The organism is Paenibacillus sp. JCM 10914, from assembly GCF_001315105.1.
Classification (GTDB): domain Bacteria; phylum Bacillota; class Bacilli; order Paenibacillales; family Paenibacillaceae; genus Paenibacillus_AQ.
Genome location: NZ_BAZR01000091.1, coordinates 1 through 539 on the forward strand (window position 1 = coordinate 1; position 539 = coordinate 539).

Consider the following 539-nt stretch of genomic DNA (forward strand, 5'->3'; position numbering starts at 1 on the left):
GTGATCGGTTCGACTGGCCCCACCGGCAACACCGGCCCAACAGGAGTAACAGGTCCAATCGGAAATACCGGATCGGTAGGTTCGACAGGATCCACAGGTCCAACAGGAGTAACCGGCTCAACAGGCATAACGGGATCAACTGGCTCAACAGGTCCGACAGGTCCGATCGGTGCAACAGGTTCAACAGGCGCTACGGGTGTGACAGGAGCAACAGGTCCAATCGGCAGCACCGGTTCAACTGGTCCGACGGGTGCAACGGGTGTAACGGGTGCAACCGGCCCGACAGGTCCGATCGGAGCAACCGGAGTAACCGGTCCAATCGGGGTTACAGGTCCAACAGGGGCATCAGGCATAACGGGAGCAACCGGCTCAACGGGGGTAACAGGAGCAACCGGAGCCACTGGCCCGATCGGGGTTACGGGTCCAACTGGAAATACCGGATCGGTCGGCTCGACTGGCCCCATCGGCGCCACCGGAGCGATCGGAGTTACTGGCTCAACAGGAGCCACGGGTTCAACAGGCCCAACCGGTCCTCAGGA

Annotated in this window: 1 pseudogene; it reads left to right on the forward strand. The window is 61.4% G+C overall.

Going from position 1 to position 539, the window contains the following annotated elements:
• Positions 1-539: pseudogene (locus JCM10914_RS28705) on the forward strand (collagen-like protein); the annotation flags it as partial.